This is a genomic window from Agrobacterium sp. MCAB5 (assembly GCF_052114365.1).
GTDB classification, from domain to species: Bacteria; Pseudomonadota; Alphaproteobacteria; order Rhizobiales; family Rhizobiaceae; genus Agrobacterium; species Agrobacterium tumefaciens.
Genome location: NZ_JBFREP010000159.1, coordinates 1 through 571 on the forward strand (window position 1 = coordinate 1; position 571 = coordinate 571).

A 571-nucleotide genomic window follows, 5' to 3' on the forward strand; every position below is an offset into this window, starting at 1 on the left:
GGGTCAGCGCGATAAGTCAGGACGTCGCCGATTGGCGTAGCGACAAGGTCGCTTGGTCAGACGTCGACAAGGGGATCCTGCTCGTGGGTCCGCCTGGAACAGGTAAGACGTTGTTCGCCACGGCGTTGGCAAACGAACTCCAGTTCGATCTAATCGCGACATCGGTCGGGCTTTGGCAAGGATCCGGCAAAGGCCATTTGGGACACATGCTCGCCGCGATGTCGGCGTCTTTCACGGATGCTGCGTCACGTCGAGGCGCGGTTCTTCTCGTCGACGAACTTGATGCGATCGGAGATCGCGCGGCGATGCGGGGAGACCACGTATTTTACGAAGGGAACGTGATCGGCAGGTTTCTCGATTTGACGACGCAGGCGCTAGAGCAACCAGGGACGATCATCGTCGGGGCAACGAATTATGGACACTTGATCGACAGCGCGATCCTCAGGTCGGGACGTCTTGAGAAGCACGTTCGTCTCGATCTCCCGGACGACGAGGAGCGTGCCGATATTTTGTCCTATCATTTAGACGGCTCGTTGTCGGCTGCATCCCTACGTCAAGTGACGGATAAGCT

The 571-nt window shown here is 58.0% G+C and carries 1 protein-coding gene; it reads left to right on the top strand.

From position 1 onward, the window contains the following. Positions 1-571 (top strand): AAA family ATPase (locus AB4Z23_RS27970; protein ID WP_441361237.1); only part of this gene is annotated, 571 nt, incomplete at both ends.